General features: G+C 46.9%; 13 protein-coding genes. 6 read left to right on the top strand and 7 right to left on the bottom strand.

Annotation, left to right across the window (positions count from 1 at the left end; genetic code table 11):
• Positions 1–10: 10 nt before the first annotated feature.
• The 4 genes from BIZ37_RS07545 to BIZ37_RS07530 all read left to right on the top strand — a co-directional run bounded on the left by BIZ37_RS07545 (position 11) and on the right by BIZ37_RS07530 (position 4,332).
• On the top strand, positions 11–940 hold the full coding sequence (locus BIZ37_RS07545; RefSeq protein WP_187461001.1) for an ABC transporter permease: 930 nt from the start codon (positions 11–13) through the stop codon (positions 938–940).
• On the top strand, positions 937–1,929 hold the full coding sequence (locus BIZ37_RS07540; protein WP_187461000.1) for an ABC transporter ATP-binding protein: 993 nt from the start codon (positions 937–939) through the stop codon (positions 1,927–1,929). Before BIZ37_RS07545 ends, BIZ37_RS07540 begins: the two co-directional genes overlap by 4 nt.
• Positions 1,929–2,915: an ABC transporter ATP-binding protein gene (locus BIZ37_RS07535; RefSeq protein WP_187460999.1), complete on the top strand. Its 987-nt coding sequence runs from the start codon at positions 1,929–1,931 to the stop codon at positions 2,913–2,915. The genes BIZ37_RS07540 and BIZ37_RS07535 overlap by 1 nt, the downstream gene beginning before the upstream one ends.
• A gap of 151 nt (positions 2,916–3,066) precedes the next feature.
• On the top strand, positions 3,067–4,332 hold the full coding sequence (locus BIZ37_RS07530; protein WP_187460998.1) for a carbohydrate porin: 1,266 nt from the start codon (positions 3,067–3,069) through the stop codon (positions 4,330–4,332).
• A 49-nt stretch (positions 4,333–4,381) separates the two neighbouring features.
• On the opposite strand, the gene BIZ37_RS07525 is transcribed toward BIZ37_RS07530, so the two are convergent.
• A complete protein-coding gene (locus tag BIZ37_RS07525; protein ID WP_187460997.1) occupies positions 4,382–4,720 on the bottom strand; it encodes a hypothetical protein in 339 nt (112 codons plus the stop codon).
• A gap of 798 nt (positions 4,721–5,518) precedes the next feature.
• Here BIZ37_RS07525 and BIZ37_RS07520 point away from each other — a divergent pair.
• Positions 5,519–5,932, top strand: coding sequence for a DUF2799 domain-containing protein (locus BIZ37_RS07520; RefSeq protein ID WP_187460996.1), 414 nt, complete (start codon positions 5,519–5,521; stop codon positions 5,930–5,932).
• Between the two features lie 80 nt (positions 5,933–6,012).
• Here BIZ37_RS07520 and BIZ37_RS07515 read toward each other — a convergent pair whose 3' ends face one another.
• The 3 genes from BIZ37_RS07515 to BIZ37_RS07505 all read right to left on the bottom strand — a co-directional run bounded on the left by BIZ37_RS07515 (position 6,013) and on the right by BIZ37_RS07505 (position 10,019).
• Positions 6,013–7,452 (bottom strand): glycoside hydrolase family 32 protein, encoded by a 1,440-nt coding sequence (locus BIZ37_RS07515; protein WP_187460995.1) that lies wholly within the window; start codon positions 7,450–7,452, stop codon positions 6,013–6,015.
• A 10-nt stretch (positions 7,453–7,462) separates the two neighbouring features.
• Complete coding sequence (locus BIZ37_RS07510) at positions 7,463–8,872, bottom strand: PTS transporter subunit EIIC (RefSeq protein ID WP_187460994.1); 1,410 nt, start codon at positions 8,870–8,872, stop codon at positions 7,463–7,465.
• 169 nt (positions 8,873–9,041) lie between these two features.
• Positions 9,042–10,019, bottom strand: coding sequence for a LacI family DNA-binding transcriptional regulator (locus BIZ37_RS07505; protein ID WP_187460993.1), 978 nt, complete (start codon positions 10,017–10,019; stop codon positions 9,042–9,044).
• Positions 10,020–10,558: 539 nt separating this feature from the next.
• Between BIZ37_RS07505 and pflB the strand changes: the two genes are divergently transcribed.
• On the top strand, positions 10,559–12,856 hold the full coding sequence (gene pflB, locus BIZ37_RS07500; RefSeq protein WP_187461021.1) for a formate C-acetyltransferase: 2,298 nt from the start codon (positions 10,559–10,561) through the stop codon (positions 12,854–12,856).
• Positions 12,857–12,950: 94 nt separating this feature from the next.
• Here pflB and BIZ37_RS07495 read toward each other — a convergent pair whose 3' ends face one another.
• The 3 genes from BIZ37_RS07495 to BIZ37_RS07485 form a co-directional block, all read right to left on the bottom strand.
• Positions 12,951–13,283 (bottom strand): SemiSWEET transporter, encoded by a 333-nt coding sequence (locus tag BIZ37_RS07495; RefSeq protein WP_187460992.1) that lies wholly within the window; start codon positions 13,281–13,283, stop codon positions 12,951–12,953.
• A gap of 6 nt (positions 13,284–13,289) precedes the next feature.
• Positions 13,290–15,203 carry a beta-L-arabinofuranosidase domain-containing protein gene (locus BIZ37_RS07490; RefSeq protein WP_187460991.1) on the bottom strand — a complete coding sequence of 638 codons (1,914 nt, stop codon included), beginning with the start codon at positions 15,201–15,203 and terminating at the stop codon, positions 13,290–13,292.
• Positions 15,204–15,411: 208 nt separating this feature from the next.
• A complete protein-coding gene (locus tag BIZ37_RS07485; protein WP_187460990.1) occupies positions 15,412–16,533 on the bottom strand; it encodes an ABC transporter ATP-binding protein in 1,122 nt (373 codons plus the stop codon).
• Between the last annotated feature and the right edge of the window lie 14 nt (positions 16,534–16,547).

The following is a 16,547-nucleotide window of genomic DNA, read 5'->3' as shown; positions in this document are numbered from 1 at the left end:
GGATATGACAATGAAGAATTTACTGAGCAAGTTAAAGGAATTGTTCCTCAACAATACCAAGGCAGGAGTTGGCGTATGTATGGTAGCGCTGGTCTGTATCCTGAGTTTTGGTGCGCCTTTGTTCGCCGAGCATGACCCCAATGCACGTGTAGCCAGGCCGCACCAAGAACCATCTGTTGAGAATGTGATGGGTACAACCCGTATGGGACGAGATGTCTGGGCTCAGACGCTATACGGTGGAAGAACATCGATTGCTGTCGGCTTTATTGCCGGTGCTTTTGTGATGGTGATGGCTGTTGTTATGGGGGTAACGTCAGGCTATTTCGGTGGCAAAGTTGATAACTTGCTGTCATTTATCACCAACATTGTCATGGTGATCCCTTCATTACCGTTGATGCTGGTATTAGCATCGTTCCTCGACCAAGTGTCTCCGATAGTGATAGCTATCATTATTGGTGCGACCTCATGGCCTTGGGGGGCAAGGGTTATACGTGCTCAAACCCTTGCTATTCGCAGCCGAGATTTCGTTCATGCCGCAGAGGTGATGGGTGAAAAAAAACACCGCTTGGTTTTCTGTGAAGTCATGCCGAATATGCTGTCAATCTTGGCAAGTGCCTTCATTGGTACAGTCATTTTCGCCATCATGACTGAAGCGACGCTAGGGTTTATTGGTCTTGGTGACCCTCTCTCAACGACTTGGGGCGTTATGCTTTACAACGCTCAACAAACGTCAGCGATACGTATTGGTGCATGGTGGGAAATCTTGGCCCCGAGCACGGCACTAGCAACCCTTGCTATTGGGCTCGCACTCATTAACTTCTCAATTGATGAGATCTCCAACCCGAAACTTCGAGCTCAGCGCATTATGGCAAAATTCCGCCGCGAAGAAGCAAAACAAAAGAAGCTTGAGCAAGTATCACTGAAGGAGCAGTCTGCATGAGCACGCTAATTCAAGTTAATAACCTTTGCGTTGATTACATTACCTTCAATGGCAGGGTACGTGCCGTCGATGATGTCAGCTTCTCGATTGCCAAAAACAGTATCTTCGGATTGGCAGGAGAGTCAGGTTGCGGTAAATCGACCATTGCTTATGCCCTGATGCGACTTCATCGTCCACCTGCGTTGATCTCCAAAGGCCAGGTATTGTTCGAGGACAAGGATGTACTCAAGTTTGATGATGAGCAGCTTCGCCAGTTTCGCTGGAAAGACACTTCTATGGTGTTCCAAAGTGCCATGAACTGCCTCAATCCGGTGAAAACCATCGAATACCAGTTCCACGATATCTTCATGGCTCACGGTGAAGTGAACAGCCGGGAAGAATCTATCGAAAAATCGAAGGAGTTACTGCGCATTGTTGATATTCCCGAAGGACGCTTGTTCGATTACCCGCACCAATTCTCGGGCGGCATGCGCCAGCGGGTTGTTATTGCCATGGCACTCGCACTTAAGCCAAAACTGTTGATCATGGATGAGCCGACGACGGCCCTTGATGTAGTCGTACAGCGGGAGATTTTGCAAAAAGTGTACGACCTCAAGGCTGAGTTTGGCTTCTCGGTATTGTTCATTACCCATGACTTGAGTCTGATGGTCGAGTTTTGCGATCAAATCGGCATTATGTATTCGGGCAAGTTGGTGGAAGTTGCGAATGCAAAAACCATTCTGCGAACGCCGCAACACCCATATACCCATGGGCTTGGAAACTCGTTCCCGACCCTGAAAGGGGAAATGAAAGAAATGATAGGGATCCCGGGAACACCGCTGGATCTTTCCAACCTCCCTCCAGGCTGTCGCTTTGCAGATCGCTGTTTTAAATGCGAGCAAAGTTGCAAGAGTGAGGAGCCAACGCTGACTTATAACGCTGAACGCAATGGTTGGGTAGCTTGTTACAAGCCACTGCCGCTGGAAGACCGAGTAGAGGTAGAAGCATAATGCAAGAAAGACATGTCACCATGGAAGCGCGAAATCTCACGATTGATTTTGCCAAGAAGAAATCTTCCTTGTTTGGACCCAAAGAATATTTACGTGCGCTCAATGGCGTCGATTTTAAAATGTATAACAACCATTGTTTAGCTGTGGTTGGAGAGTCAGGATGTGGTAAAAGTACTACCGCTAGGGCTATTACTAAAATAAACAATGTCAGTGACGGCGAAATATTATATCGCGGAAGAAATATCTCAGAAATAAAAGCAGGCGATGAGTTAACCAAGTATCGAAATGATGTTCAAATGGTATTTCAGGATCCGTTTGGCTCATTAAATCCGCTCCATACTATTCGCTACCATTTAACACGGCCGCTTAAAATATATTACGGACTATCCGGTGGAGAATTAGAAGATAAGTTGGAGCAGCTATTACTTCAGGTAGGTTTGAATCCACCGAAAGAAGTATTGAAAAAATTCCCCCACCAATTATCAGGGGGGCAGCGACAACGTGTCTTCCTGGCCAAGACATTGGCCATAGGGGCTGATGTGATCCTGGCCGATGAGCCAACGTCTATGCTGGACGTGTCCATTCGAATTGGGGTGTTGAACCTGATGAACCAGATGAAACATGAAATGAATAAATCTTTCATGTACATCACCCATGATATTGCAACCGCGCGCTACTTTGCAGAAGAGACAATGGTGCTATATTGCGGTCATATGGTGGAGTGGGGGGATACCGAAGCCATTACCCAGAACCCACAACACCCCTATACAAAACTGTTGCTTGCAGCCGTGCCGGATCCATCGCGGAGTATCCATGAGAAGCTTCCTACACACCGTTCGATGGAAACGCCGATGTGGTCCCCACAAATGAAAGGGTGCCCTTATGCTGCCCGTTGTCCTCATGCGAAACCAAGCTGTACTGAATATTTACCTGAAGTAAAAGAAATCGCCCCAAACCATTATACGAGGTGTCATTTATTTAATTAATTCATTCGCTTTACTTAATTAACCCCCCTCAAAACTCTCATCTCCTAAATATTTAGGGGATGAGGGTAATAAATAATTAAAAACATATCGCTTGATCAAAGTGAGGGATAGTTATGTCACTAATTCTAGTCAAAAATAACAGGGAAACACAATGCGAAATACAATAATATCGACGGCTGTACTTGCTGCTCTTATTTCCAGTCCAACATTTGCAGAAGAATCATTTTCACCTGATTTAAATTTCTTTGGATATGCCCGTGCTGGTATGCACTCGTCACCGGACAGTGAAAGTGGCAATGGGCACCCGGATTATATTAAAGCCGATGGGGCTAATGGTAAATATCGCTTGGGTAATGAAGATGACTGGGCTGAGTTTGGCTTGAGTTCAACGGTATATAAGTCCGGTGCCCAGCGTGCCGAAGTGGGTATTATGATCGGTACATGGCACGATGCCCAGGGTAATTTTGGCGACAGCTTCGATATTATGCAGGCTTGGGGGCAGCTCTACGGTGTATTCGGCAGTGATATTACCAGTATCTGGGCAGGTAAGCGCTACCCCCGTGGCCTCGCCGATGACATGCTGGATTTCAAATATTGGGAGAATGTTGGCCGCGGTTTTGGTATCCGTGATATTGAAACCAGCAGAGACTGGTTGGTGGATGTGACCTGGAATTATGACAATGGTGACTTCGATAAACTGGTTGATGATGGTGAAGGGGGCTTTACGACGGAAACCGGCAAGACCGGAGTCCATTTGCCTGAGGTACGTCTCCACAATATTGATTTCTTGAACGGTAAATTGATCCTCGGGGCAAATTTTGCCTTTGTGATGGATGATACAGAGCTAAAAGAAAATGTCTCCGACCCTGATACAACCGGTTATATGTTTACCGTTTCCCATAGTGGCCAGTTTGGTGGTATGCACAATACCTTGTCACTGCAGTATTCGGGCGGAATAGGTGTCTCCGGCTGGACAAGTGAAGATATGCTCAATATCGAAACTCCGGGACAGAGTTTTAGGGTGATGAACCACGGTACTTACTTCTTTAACGACACGATCTCCATGCCTTACTCTCTGGGCTACGAGACGATTAGTATGGATAACGTCGGCGACGACGGTAAAGATTATTTCAACATTGGTATCCGCCCGACTTATAGTTGGAGTTCGTTTACCCAGACATTGGTTGAGATTGGTTACCAGCAAGCGACCAGCGATGCGTTTAGCGGAACAAATACGACCCACAAAGCGACCCTTGCCCAGCAGTTTGCTTTCGGGGCAGTGCCTCGGGTCCGTTTGTATGCCACTTATGCCGAAAAAGATACCAAGTGGCGTGAAGACAGCTTTGGTTCGCACTCATCTTTCAATGAGCAGCTAGACTCTTGGACCTTTGGTGCCATGTTCGAAGCATGGTGGTAAGGCCAAGATGTTAAGTATTGGGCGCAGTAAATAGCGCCCAATACATTACTCAATGACCAGCCCGGTTGCGGTTGGTCGTGGTGCTGAAGTCGTTATCACTGATAAATACTTCTTTTGAAACTGACTCTCCCTCTGTGTTCGTTGCCGTGAAAGTGATGAGCCTAGTATCAGTGAGGTGGACCGGAACGAAGACGAAACCTTGGTCATCGGTGATGCCAGAATGGCCTTGTTTGTCGCTGGCTGTAATTTCGACGTTGGATAATGCTGCGCCATTTTCCGTGACCGTGACGTAGGCGCCAGAATAGCCAGCATTGATATCCATGTTCATACTTGCCGTTGCCTGGAAACTGAAGATACAAGCCGCTAGTGGGAAAAGTATTTTTTTCACGATGATCTCCTTGTTGTCTATCACCTTTTGACAGCTTAGCCTGATAATTTAACTTTTATAAGTCATTGTAATAAATAAATTTGTTTCGATTTTTTATGTTTGCTTTTGTTTCATGGTGAAAGAAAGGGGCACAATATACGGTGGATATATACGGTTGGCTATGGAAGTGATGGCAGCTATGGTTCGGTACCCCAAGTATCGCCTCGAGTTAGAACAATATGAATTTGTTAGGGTTCCTCAACAAGGTATTCGCATTGTTGGCAGTTTCCTCATCACGGTGAAAGGACATGCTGTTTGATGAAACATAACAATACTTAGGTTAGGTTTTCGTTTGGATCGTCGGTGTACGGCCCCCTTAAAAATTTTTAGTTACACCCGATGCTTTCTTGTCGCTCGGATATGTGAACCTTGAATTTAAAATGATATGCAAAATGTATCTTTATGATTCGCATTGGTATAACATGTATTTAAAAGTATTGTTTATGGCGGCAATGTCGTCTGCATCATAAGGAAGTAAATACAATGAGCGAAAAAATGACGTTTGCGATTATCTTTTCTGCAGCCATCTCTCTGTCGATGATCGCACCACTGCTTATCCTCGCCTAATACAGCCTCATTGCCGCTGCTGGCATTTGTGAGCAGCGGCTGTTCCATAAGCCTTCAGGCTAAAAACCGTCAATGCTATTGATCCATTGTCAAATCTTTCATCGATATCAAAAGCCTACCGCCTTGTGCCATACTTACCCTTTGCGCAATTTCAGTTATATTTTTGAAAATTTCTAGCTTGGATATTCATAGATGAACAACCACAAACGGATGCGTGCCTTAATGGGCATTTCATTGGTGCTGGCTTTGAGTGCCTGCAGTGCCAATAACTATGTTGAGACATACGCGGCAGCCAATGACTGGCAGTCATTGGGAGAGCAAGATGCATTGAAAGGCCACCGGGTCAGGGATCTCTCTTCGCTGGTAAGTGGGGATTTGTTTGCTGCTGAGCAAAAATATTCTGTTGGCTATGAAGTGGGTCGTGCCGAATACTGTGATATCGATAAGGCATGGCAGCTGGGTAATTCTGGTCAAAGCTATTTCGGTATTTGTGATGGTATGCCTGATGGCAATGAATTCAGAAGGCAATACCAGTTTGGCCGTGATGAATTCGTATTGGAAATGGAACGAGAAAGCTCAGCAGACGGATTTGGTTTTGGTTACTAAGCGCATGGTATGCAGTATCTGTTAATCAGCGGATAGAAATTGAAAGAAGCCAGCTTTGATTAGCTGGCTTCAGATTTAATTTATCCGCAATACACAGAAACGTCTAACGGTATTGTTTTAGTTGCGCTAATGGTGTTTGCTTCTGGTTTTGTGTTGAAGACACGCAGGGAGAAGGATTTTTCCCCACCATTGATAAACACTTCAACAAAGCTGTTATCAACAAAGATGTCAATTTCTACAGCTTGATGAGGTTTGATAGCCGTTTGTCGACGGTATCCATATTCTTCATCGACTTTGATATCCAAGCCTTCACGATCAACAGCGACCTTACCACTTTGGGTATCTACAATTAGCTGCCAGCAATCATTGCTGTCGCCAAAGCTGATTATTGTCTCTTCACATCCATTTGGTACACGAGTATTCAGTCGAAAAGCAGAGCTATTTACGGCTATTGCTGTGTTTTCAGTAGATACACTATTTTTGAATTGAGCCAATAGCTCAGGCGCAACAAAACTCTTTAGCTTGTTGCCTGTGACACTGAGAGCTCTTGGCATCGTAAGGCCATGCTTCCACATATCTTTGTCACTGTGCAAAGGTTGTTCGCCGCAACCAAACCACCCGAACATCAATGGTTGCCCCTCTTTACCCCGGAAAGTTTGTGGGGCGTAGAAGTCAAACCCTGCATCAATTTCATTTTGATGTTCGATGATAAATTTACCACTGTCGAGATCTAGTTCACCCACAAGGTATAGAGAAGCAAAACGGTTGTGGTATTTGTCGCCCTGGGGACTCAGTCCCATAGGGGAGACAATCAACACATCTTTTCCATTGACCTCCATGTAGGCCGGGCACTCGAGCATGTAACCGCAGTCCATATCCAAATCTAGCGTGCCGCTGTATTGCCAGGACTCAAGGTCACCATCACTTCTATAAACAAGGATACGACCGGTATCATCTTCGGCCCACGCACCGAGTAGCATGACATATTGCTCACCCTTTTTAAAAACATAAGGGTCACGGATTTCACCCTTGTACCCCTCAGGTGCACCATCGATGATTGGGTTTTTTGGTGATTTGGTAACCTTACCTTCTTTGTCCATAACCGCGAGGGCTTGTTTTGGTATTTTGCCATTTGGTGTTTTGTAATTAGCGGTATAGAACAAATACAGCAGGCCATCTTTTTCAATCGCATTGCCTGAATAGGCACCATGCTGTTCATATTCTTGATCTGGGGTGATAGCTACACCGCAATCATGCCAGTTCACCAGATCCTTAGATTTTGTATGACCCCAGTGCTTCATGCCATGGTTCGGCTCAAATGGGAACCACTGATAGAAAACATGGTACTCACCGTTGTAGTAGCTCAGTCCATTTGGATCATTCATCAAACCTGTTGGCGGGTAGATATGGAACTTTGGCAAGTATTGGCTTTGGGATACATAGTCTTCTAGTGACTTTAAATATTCCCGGTGTGCCGCTGTTACCCATGTGTATTTTTCGAATGGAAGTAATTTCATCATATTGCCTCGGTTAACCGCTGATCTTGACGCCTTTGGTTTTGTTCCAAGTAAGAAGGAGCAAAATAGGCAATGTGAAGGCCATCAGGTTACCGATGATGTAGTAGGCAAAGACACTTGGCTCGACAATTGTCATTCCCGGTAGCACCGTGAGTGCCATGCCGTTAGCTTTTACATCCATCATCTGCATGAATGCGCCAGATACCCATGCTGCAGCAACGGCGCAGAAGAAAGGCACGACAGAATGTTTTAGGTTAACCGCAAAGATTGCCGGTTCGGAAATACCAAATAGGGTCGGCACAAATGATGATACCGCAACTTCTTTATCCCTATTGCGCTTGTACAACAAGTACATACCAATCGCAGCACCACCTTGTGACAAGATAGCGACAGACCAAAGTGGCTGGATATAGTTATAGCCTGTTGTGGCAAGGATTGTCATTTCAACTGCCTGGATAGCGTGCTGGGTACCCGTCACACAAAGAGGCATCAAAATGGCGGCAAACAGACCTGCACCGACAGCACCTAGGCCGTTGTAGAGAAAATCAGCCAGGCTACCCAGCCATTGACCTAAGATATTGCCAATAGGTCCGAAGAACAGAAACAGTGCCAGACCAGATGTAAGTAGTGTCAGCGCAGGTACAAAAATAAATGAGACAACCTGAGGAACAATTTTCTGGAACTTCTTCTCAGCCAGCGACATGAATAGCGCTGTCAGGATTGCAGGGAAAACTCCCCCCTGGAAACCGACAATCGGCGTCTGGATACCAAGCAGGTTCCAATGCTCTGATGTTTCCGGGTTTAGCGCATGAACAAAAGCATTTCCAAGTTGCGGGCTCAGCATCGCACCACCCAAAACAATACCCAATACTGGGTTACCACCAAAGCGCTTGACGGCTGAGTACATGATTAGTAGCGGCAGGAATTCAAAAGTGGCCGCGATGACCCGCAAGAAAGCGCAGAAATCATTGACCAGTTCAGAACGCTCTGCCAACGATTGCTCCATACCAAAGAAAGCTGTTGTCAGCAGGGAGTTTAGGCCGAGGATAATCGCAGCACCGACAAATGCTGGGATGATAGGGATGAAAATATCGGAGAAAACCTTAAACCCGCGTTGAAGGGCACTGAGGTTTTCTGTTCCGTCTTTCTTAACATCAGAAACCGACGCCGACTCAATTCCGGCGACATTCAAAAATGCCTGGTAAACCTCATCGACAGTACCGGTACCGAAGATAACCTGCAGTTGGCCGCTGTTGGTAAAGACCCCTTTTACCCCGTCAATTTCTTCCAGTGCTGATTTATCAAAATTGTTTTGATCTTTCAGCACTAGGCGTAGCCGTGTAACACAGTGCGCTGCGTTCTGAATATTTTCCTTGCCACCAATATGGCTGATGACCTGTCCCGCGATGTCTTGGTAGTTCATTGATGCCTCTCAAACTCAAACTTGGAACGTTCCAAGTTTTGCTTGGCAGGAAGATTAACGGAGCTATTTGAGAATGTAAACGGGTGAAATGTGCGCTAGATAACAGAATTCCGAAAAATAAAAATAGCTACCATCAATAGTAAAATGATAGCTAATTGTGCAGGTTTGGTTAGCGAGTGGTTAGAGCTGGAGTAAATTCAACAGGAAAAACTTGTTCCATATCAATGGCTTCATCGTTTATTAAACCAAGTAGTGATGACACAGCGGCTTTGGCTAACTGGTCAACGGGCTGGCGGATGGTTGAAATACGCAATGTTTCGTTGCGATAGCTTCTGGCACCATCGAAGCCGATGATTTGGATATCTTCAGGGCAGGCGATGTTTTGCTTAGCCAATCCATCAATACAGTACTGGGCATAGCGGTCCGTTACCGCGAAGATACCGTCAAATTGGGTTGTCTTTGACCTTTTGTCGGCAAAGAACTCATGGACGGCGGTTTCAAAGTTTTCTATTTGTTCACGACGGTAAAATAATTCGTACTGAATACCGTGTTCTTCGCAATAGGCGACAAATCCGCGTTGTCTTTTATCTACGGATATGTTCTTTTTGCTGGACTTGCCGACCAATAACAAAGACTGGCATCCCCTTGATACCAATTCTTTGGCTGCAAGGTACCCACCATGAAAGTTATCACTACTGATCCGAGGTATGGAATCACTGTAGAAACGTTCGATACTCACCATGGGGATGTTGGACTCGAGATAAGGGTCAATGTCACTGTATGAGATAGAGATAATCCCTTCGACTTTATTTTGCTTTGCCATTGAAAGGTACTCGAGTTCTACCCGGTAATCGTCTTGGGAATTGCAGAGTAGTAACTTGAGATCATGCTGCTTTAGCTCAAGTTGGATGTAGTGCGTAAGCTCTGAGAAAAACGGATTCCAGATAGTGGGTAGGATGAGGACAACGGTCGAGTTACGCTGGCTCTTAAGTCCTCTGGCAAATTCATTCGGTACATACCCAAGCTCTTTGATCGCTTGTTCGACCTTGATCCGGGAGTTCTCCCTGACTTTTACGTTATTAATGACATTGGAAACTGTTCCTCTGGATACACCAGCATACTTAGCGACGTCGTTGATGGTGACCACTGATCATCCTCTTACTTTTGTTGTCGCGGCTATCTTAACATGTAAGTGTTGTCTATGAGAGGTAGTGGTGTGGATACAAGTTTGATCAAAGTGAGGTTATCGAAAAAGAGGCTACCCAATGACCCTGCTTACTTCCTTGTAGTCTGCTGATGCTAAAGTGTTATCTGAGTTAATCATGATATAGCATCCTCGCGGAATGGCGATTTTTAATGTGTCGTTATTAAGTTTCTGATTTTTAAAGCTTAAAAAAATATGCGCAAAATGCATTTAAAAAATGAAAACCATTCATTTTACTCATATATTGGTTTGTCATAATATTTCATCAACCCGAAGAAACTAAGAACACTATTATAAAAGATAACTTTAGGATTATATATCTTCTCGTTTTTTGTTCTTAAATCAGTCGCATCCATTATCAAAGATATTTTTAAATAATCAGTTATTTATTGTTACTGATATTTCTTTTGAAATGGAACGAGTCTGCGCTATTTATTTCTTCTCTTCAGCAAATCGAGCACTATTATTGTTAGGTATTAATGATGACTATTCCAACTACTGAAATGCTTCAAGCATGGAAAGGTTTTACCGCTGGCGATTGGCAAACCGAGGTTAACACCCGCGATTTCATCCAAACCAACTATACACCGTATGAAGGCGATGAGTCATTTCTTGCCGACGCGACGGAATCGACCACCGCGCTTTGGAATAGTGTCTTAGAGGGCATCAAAGAAGAGAGCCGCACCCATGCGCCGGTTGACTTTGATACCGACCTGCCTTCAACCATCATTTCCCACGATGCGGGTTATATCAATAAAGATCTGGAAACCATTGTCGGCCTGCAAACCGACAAACCGCTCAAGCGAGCTATTATTGCCAATGGCGGTATCCGCATGGTGAAAACCTCCTGTGAGGTATATGGCCGCCAGCTTGACCCTATGGTAGAAAAAACCTTTACCGAATACCGCAAGACCCACAATAAAGCGTGTTTTGATCTCTACACCAAGGATATTCTGGCTTGCCGTAAATCAGGCATCATCACCGGTCTTCCCGATGCTTATGGCCGTGGCCGAATCATTGGTGATTATCGCCGCATTGCCCTTTATGGCATTGATTTCCTCAAGGCTGACAAGCAAGAGCAAGTAAAATCGACCCAGGCATTCCTTGAGCAAGGCCAAGATCTCGAGAAGACCCTACGCCTGCGTGAAGAGCTAGCCGATCAAATTCAGGCGCTGGAAGATATCCGCACTATGGGCCTGAAGTACGGCATTGATATGTCGACGCCGGCCAAGTCGGCACAAGAAGCGATCCAGTTTACCTATTTCGGCTACTTGGCCGCGGTGAAATCACAAAACGGCGCGGCGATGTCGCTGGGCCGTACCTCGACTTTCCTTGATGTCTATATTGAAAGGGATTTGGCCAATGGGGTGATCAATGAGTCACAGGCCCAGGAGCTGGTGGACCATTTCATTATGAAACTGCGCATGGTGCGGTTCCTGCGTACTCCAGATTATGATTCGCTATTCTCTGGCGACCCTATCTGGGCAACTGAGGCAATGGCCGGTATGGGTGTTGACGGTCGTACCCTGGTCAGCAAAACCACCTTCCGTTACCTGCATACGTTATACAACATGGGCCCGGCACCTGAGCCAAACATGACGGTATTGTGGTCAGAGCAACTGCCTGAGGCTTTCAAGAAATATGCGGCGAAAGTGTCTATCGATACCTCATCGCTGCAGTATGAAAATGATGATTTGATGCGACCGGACTTCAGCAACGATGATTATGCCATTGCCTGTTGCGTCAGCCCGCAGATTGTCGGTAAAGACATGCAGTTCTTCGGCGCCCGTGCCAATTTGGCGAAAGCATTGTTGTACACCATCAACGGTGGGATTGATGAAAAATCGAAAGTGCAGGTGGGTCCTAAGCAGGCACTGATTGCCGATGAAACCTTGGATTTCGATAGCTTGATGCCTCGTTTTGATGAGATGCTCGATTGGCTGGCAACCCAATATGTGACGGCACTGAACATCATCCACTACTCGCACGACCGTTACAGCTACGAAGCTTCTCTGATGGCACTGATGGACCGTGATGTAAGGCGCACTATGGCCTGCGGGATAGCCGGTTTGTCGGTAGTTGCCGACTCGCTGGCTGCGATTAAGTTTGCCAAGGTGAAGCCTATCCGTGATGAAGACGGTCTGGCGGTAGATTTCGAGATCGAAGGCGATTACCCGAAATTCGGCAACAATGACGCCCGGGTCGATGATATTGCCTGTGATCTGGTAGAGCGCTTCATGAAGAAAATCCAGAAAATGAACATGTACCGCGAGGCAACGCCGACCCAGTCGATCCTGACCATCACCTCTAACGTGGTGTACGGTAAGAAGACCGGTAATACGCCAGATGGCCGCCGCGCAGGTATGCCATTTGGTCCAGGTGCCAACCCGATGCATGGCCGTGATCAAAAAGGGGCGGTCGCTTCACTGACGTCTGTTTCGAAACTGCCGTTTGCTTTTGCCAAAGACGGTATCTCGTATACCTTCTCGATTGTGCCAAATGCATTGGGCAAAAACAGCGAAACCCAGAAGAAAAACTTGGCAGCGCTGATGGACGGCTATTTCCATCACGAAGCGGGCGAGCATGGGGTGGGCGTTGAAGGTGGCCAACACCTGAACGTCAACGTGATGAACCGTGACATGTTGCTTGATGCTGTCGAGCACCCAGAGAAATACCCGCAGCTAACCATCCGTGTATCGGGTTATGCGGTCCGTTTCAACTCGCTGACCAAAGAGCAGCAGCAGGATGTGATAACCCGGACCTTTACCGAAAAAATGTAAGGGCTCAAAAAACATTGTCGAAAAATAACAAGCTGTGACTACCTAGCTATTAATTAGCAAAGTTTGGCCTGCCTCCGTGCAGGCCTTTTTTATTTTACTGTGGACGCTCGCTAAGCTTCATAATCAGAATCACCATTGATAACAGCAAGGTGATTGCATTGGCCAGCATCACTGGAGTGTCATTGACCTTCATGCCATAGATAAACCAGCAAAATACCCCGAACACCATCAACGCATACATGTGCAATGAGATACTCTGGGTATCTTTGGAGCGGATAATCTTGATGACCTGAGGCAGGTAGGCAAGGGTCGTACAGCATGCCGCCAAACTCCCCAGTGCTGCCAAGCTATAATCCGCCACCCATAGAGAAAGTGTTGCCAATACCGAGCCGCAAATAATGCTGACTGTGAGCGTTTTCGTATCCATGTCGCGTTACCATGCCTTTGGTTTGAAGGTGACCTGACGCAAAATATGCGCGGCCATAGGTTGTAGGACAAAGTGTTGGCCTTGATATCCGAGGTCGGTACGGAGCGGGGTGTACTGCCCCCAAGGGAGGGCTGCTGTTGCCTCGAAACTGGCCAGTTCTGTATGCGGGTTGTGGTTGAATTCAACCGGCAGCCAACCATTTTCAGTCTGGTAGCAGCGCTCCTTGAAAGGCATGAGAGGCAGTTGTTTGTCGATGGTTTCGATAGCTTTGATCGGCAAGCTATAAACCAACGGGCCATAGCGGAAGTAATGGTCGCCCAAGTTGTCAGTACACAGTTGCGGTTGGGTGTTGAACTGGATTTCAACTCTTTGCCCCTGCCATTGTCCGCTTATCTCGAACCAACCTTCACCCAGTTCGACATTGGCCCCTTTGACACAGACCCCTTTGGCCCAACCTGGCAGGCGGCAACGCAGTGTTGCTTGAACAGGAGTGTCGGCAGAGAACTGCAGCACCACACTGTGCTCGGCTGGGTAATTGGTGTGTTCGGAAATCGTCAGGCGCTGGCCGTTGATTTCGGTTGTAAACTCACTCGGTCCGTATAGCGGCTTGATGATGGTGTCTTGTTGCTGCATCCACATGGCTTTGAGGTAGTACGGGTAAATACGTCCGGCATTGGGGACGCAGCAGACTGCAGCTTCCTGGTGGGTTGGGGAATATTTATAGCGGGTTTGGACCTCATGGGCAGTACAGCCATCACTATGAACACCGGCCTCGCCAAGCATCGAATAGGAATTGTCGGTTTTCAGGTAGGCAATCCCCATCCCATCAGGGTGGCGGGCACCTTGTGCGGCATTGAACAGCATATTTTCAATATGATCGGCCCAGCTGAACTCGCCGGTTTTTTGCAGCATGTGGGTAAACCCATCGAGTAACTCATGGATAGAGCAATACTCATAGCCGACTTGGGTGGCATTGGCCTGTTTGCCCAAGATAAATTCGTCACCAATTGGGGCACCCGACGGGGTGAGGTAATTCGGTAATCGGCCGACAAAGGCTTCAAGGCCTGTCTTGAGATCTTTGCTACCGGTGGCGAAGTAGGCTGTTAGCAGCGGTCGTAGATGCTCCCAAGTGTGGACGGCATGCCCTTGGTAGCGGTAATCCGGGTCAAGCAGAGCATCGAGCTGGATGTCGATGTCGCACAGTGGATAGCGGCAATAATCGCGGTAGAGGAAATGGGCGTAATCAAGATATTGCTGTTTGCCGGTAAGCTGGTAGAGCCTGTCCAAGACATCGGTAAATACCAAACCATGGCCAACACCCGCGTAGGATTCGGTGACATCGAAAGGTTTGCTTTCATTGATTGGCCATGCCGTCATGGTTCGCTCGACAGCTTTGATCACCCTATCGAGTACATCTTGGTTCTGGGTCATTTCGTAGTAGGCGATGAGCACCCTGAACAGAGCGGCTTGCGCCCACAATTCACCGTTCTCGCCTTTCGCCTGATAGCGCAAGTCAGGGGCATAAATTCCGATATAGCCATCGTCATCCTGGGTTGAAAGGATATGGTCGATATAGCGGTGGACTTTGTTTTGCTGCTCTTCGGTGCCGACTAACATGGCATGGCGGACAAACCCATCCCACCAGTTGGACTGGGTCTCGGCGTTCCACCACAGGTATTGCACCTCCCAGTCGGCATCTTGGGCAATAGATCCGACGTCCTTGGCTTTGTCTGCGAGGGTTCTGCGGTGCTCGCCATAAATATCATCTTCGGTGATAAGCTCTGGCACCAGTTGGTCAAGGTGACCGACAAAACCTTGGTTGAGGTCAAATTGCATTTGCTCGGCTAGCCAACCGCTTGGGCGAATGTGTTTGCAGGTCAGCCATTGAAAAGCCTGGGGTAGGGGACGGGCGTTTGCCATGTTGGATCCTTTTCTCATTGGGGGTGAATGATAAAGCCGCTTAAAATTACTAATGCGTAGCCCATGCCAATAAGTGAACCTTCGCGGCTATATGCAAGCTGCGAATAAATGTTTGGGAATTAGGCTAATTGATTAAATATTTAATTTTATTGCTTTGAGGCAAAAGAAAGAGAGTGTCTAATTCCCTTTCTTTTAAATTATTTTTTATTTATAGCGATATATTCTCATCTGTTTCGCCATCAAATACATGACAGAAACTGGTATCTAAATTGAAATAAAAACTCTTACCGATATCTGAGGTGGAAATATCAACACATGACACACGGGCAATAATGACATTCGCACCAACTCGGAAATGTAGGTATTTTTCATTACCCATATTTTCGACCACCGCCAACTTACCCTCAATCACATTGAGGTCCGTTTTGTTTTTGGCAATGCTGATATGTTCGGGGCGGATCCCGAAGCATACTTTGCTATCGGTATGTTGCTTGAGAGCGTGGGTTTTGTTCGATGGAATCACCACTTGCTGTCCCGGGGCCATTTCAATGTAATAGTTGCCGTCCTGTTCGCGCAACGCAGTATCCACCAAGTTCATGGCTGGCGAACCGATAAAGCCGGCAACGAACTTATTGGCCGGGAAGTTATAGAGGTTTGCCGGTGTGTCGACCTGCATGATTTGGCCTTGGTTCAATACGCAAATACGGTCTCCCAGCGTCAGCGCCTCGGTTTGGTCATGGGTAACGTAAATCATGGTTGCCGGGTTGCCTTCTTCTTTGAGGGATTGGTGAAGCTGGGCAATTTTGACTCGCATCGAAACCCTTAGCTTGGCATCGAGGTTGGAAAGCGGTTCATCGAACAGGAACACATCTGGTTTGCGGACAATGGCACGCCCTACCGCAACGCGCTGGCGCTGGCCACCAGACATCTCTTTCGGTTTGCGGTCTAGCAAATCAGTGATTTCGAGCTTTTCGGCGGCCTCTGTAACCCGTTGCTTGATTTCTTCTTTCGACTTGCCTTGCATCTTCAAGCCAAAAGCCATGTTGTCAAAGACCGTCTTGTGAGGATAAAGGGCGTAGTTCTGGAATACCATGGCAATCCCACGGTCTTTCGGGGCAAGGTCATTGACAACTTTCTGCCCGATGCGAATTTCCCCGCCGGTGATATCCTCAAGCCCGGCGACCATGCGCAGGGTGGTTGATTTTGCGCAACCTGAAGGACCGACAAAAACCATGAATTCACCGTCTTGGATATCAAGGTCAATACCATGCACTGCCTTGAAGCCGTTTTCGTATTCTTTTTCTACTTTACGTAGGCTTACCGTCGCCATGAATTACTCCGAAA

The sequence above is a fragment of the Photobacterium sp. BZF1 genome, assembly GCF_014349205.1.
GTDB lineage: Bacteria > Pseudomonadota > Gammaproteobacteria > Enterobacterales > Vibrionaceae > Photobacterium.
The sequence above is the reverse complement of the archived record's forward strand: the minus strand, read 5'-3'. Positions and strand labels throughout refer to the sequence as shown.

Excerpts from the sequence above, each read along its gene's own strand:
- BIZ37_RS07515 (WP_187460995.1), bottom strand. The coding sequence starts at position 7,452 with ATGATGAAATTACTTCCATTCGAAAAATACACATGGGTAACAGCGGCA.
- BIZ37_RS07490 (WP_187460991.1), bottom strand. The coding sequence starts at position 15,203 with ATGGCAAACGCCCGTCCCCTACCCCAGGCTTTTCAATGGCTGACCTGC.
- BIZ37_RS07530 (WP_187460998.1), top strand. The coding sequence starts at position 3,067 with ATGCGAAATACAATAATATCGACGGCTGTACTTGCTGCTCTTATTTCC.
- BIZ37_RS07485 (WP_187460990.1), bottom strand. The coding sequence starts at position 16,533 with ATGGCGACGGTAAGCCTACGTAAAGTAGAAAAAGAATACGAAAACGGC.
- BIZ37_RS07535 (WP_187460999.1), top strand. The coding sequence starts at position 1,929 with ATGCAAGAAAGACATGTCACCATGGAAGCGCGAAATCTCACGATTGAT.
- BIZ37_RS07495 (WP_187460992.1), bottom strand. The coding sequence starts at position 13,283 with ATGGATACGAAAACGCTCACAGTCAGCATTATTTGCGGCTCGGTATTG.
- BIZ37_RS07520 (WP_187460996.1), top strand. The coding sequence starts at position 5,519 with ATGAACAACCACAAACGGATGCGTGCCTTAATGGGCATTTCATTGGTG.
- BIZ37_RS07540 (WP_187461000.1), top strand. The coding sequence starts at position 937 with ATGAGCACGCTAATTCAAGTTAATAACCTTTGCGTTGATTACATTACC.
- pflB (WP_187461021.1), top strand. The coding sequence starts at position 10,559 with ATGACTATTCCAACTACTGAAATGCTTCAAGCATGGAAAGGTTTTACC.
- BIZ37_RS07545 (WP_187461001.1), top strand. The coding sequence starts at position 11 with ATGAAGAATTTACTGAGCAAGTTAAAGGAATTGTTCCTCAACAATACC.
- BIZ37_RS07510 (WP_187460994.1), bottom strand. The coding sequence starts at position 8,872 with ATGAACTACCAAGACATCGCGGGACAGGTCATCAGCCATATTGGTGGC.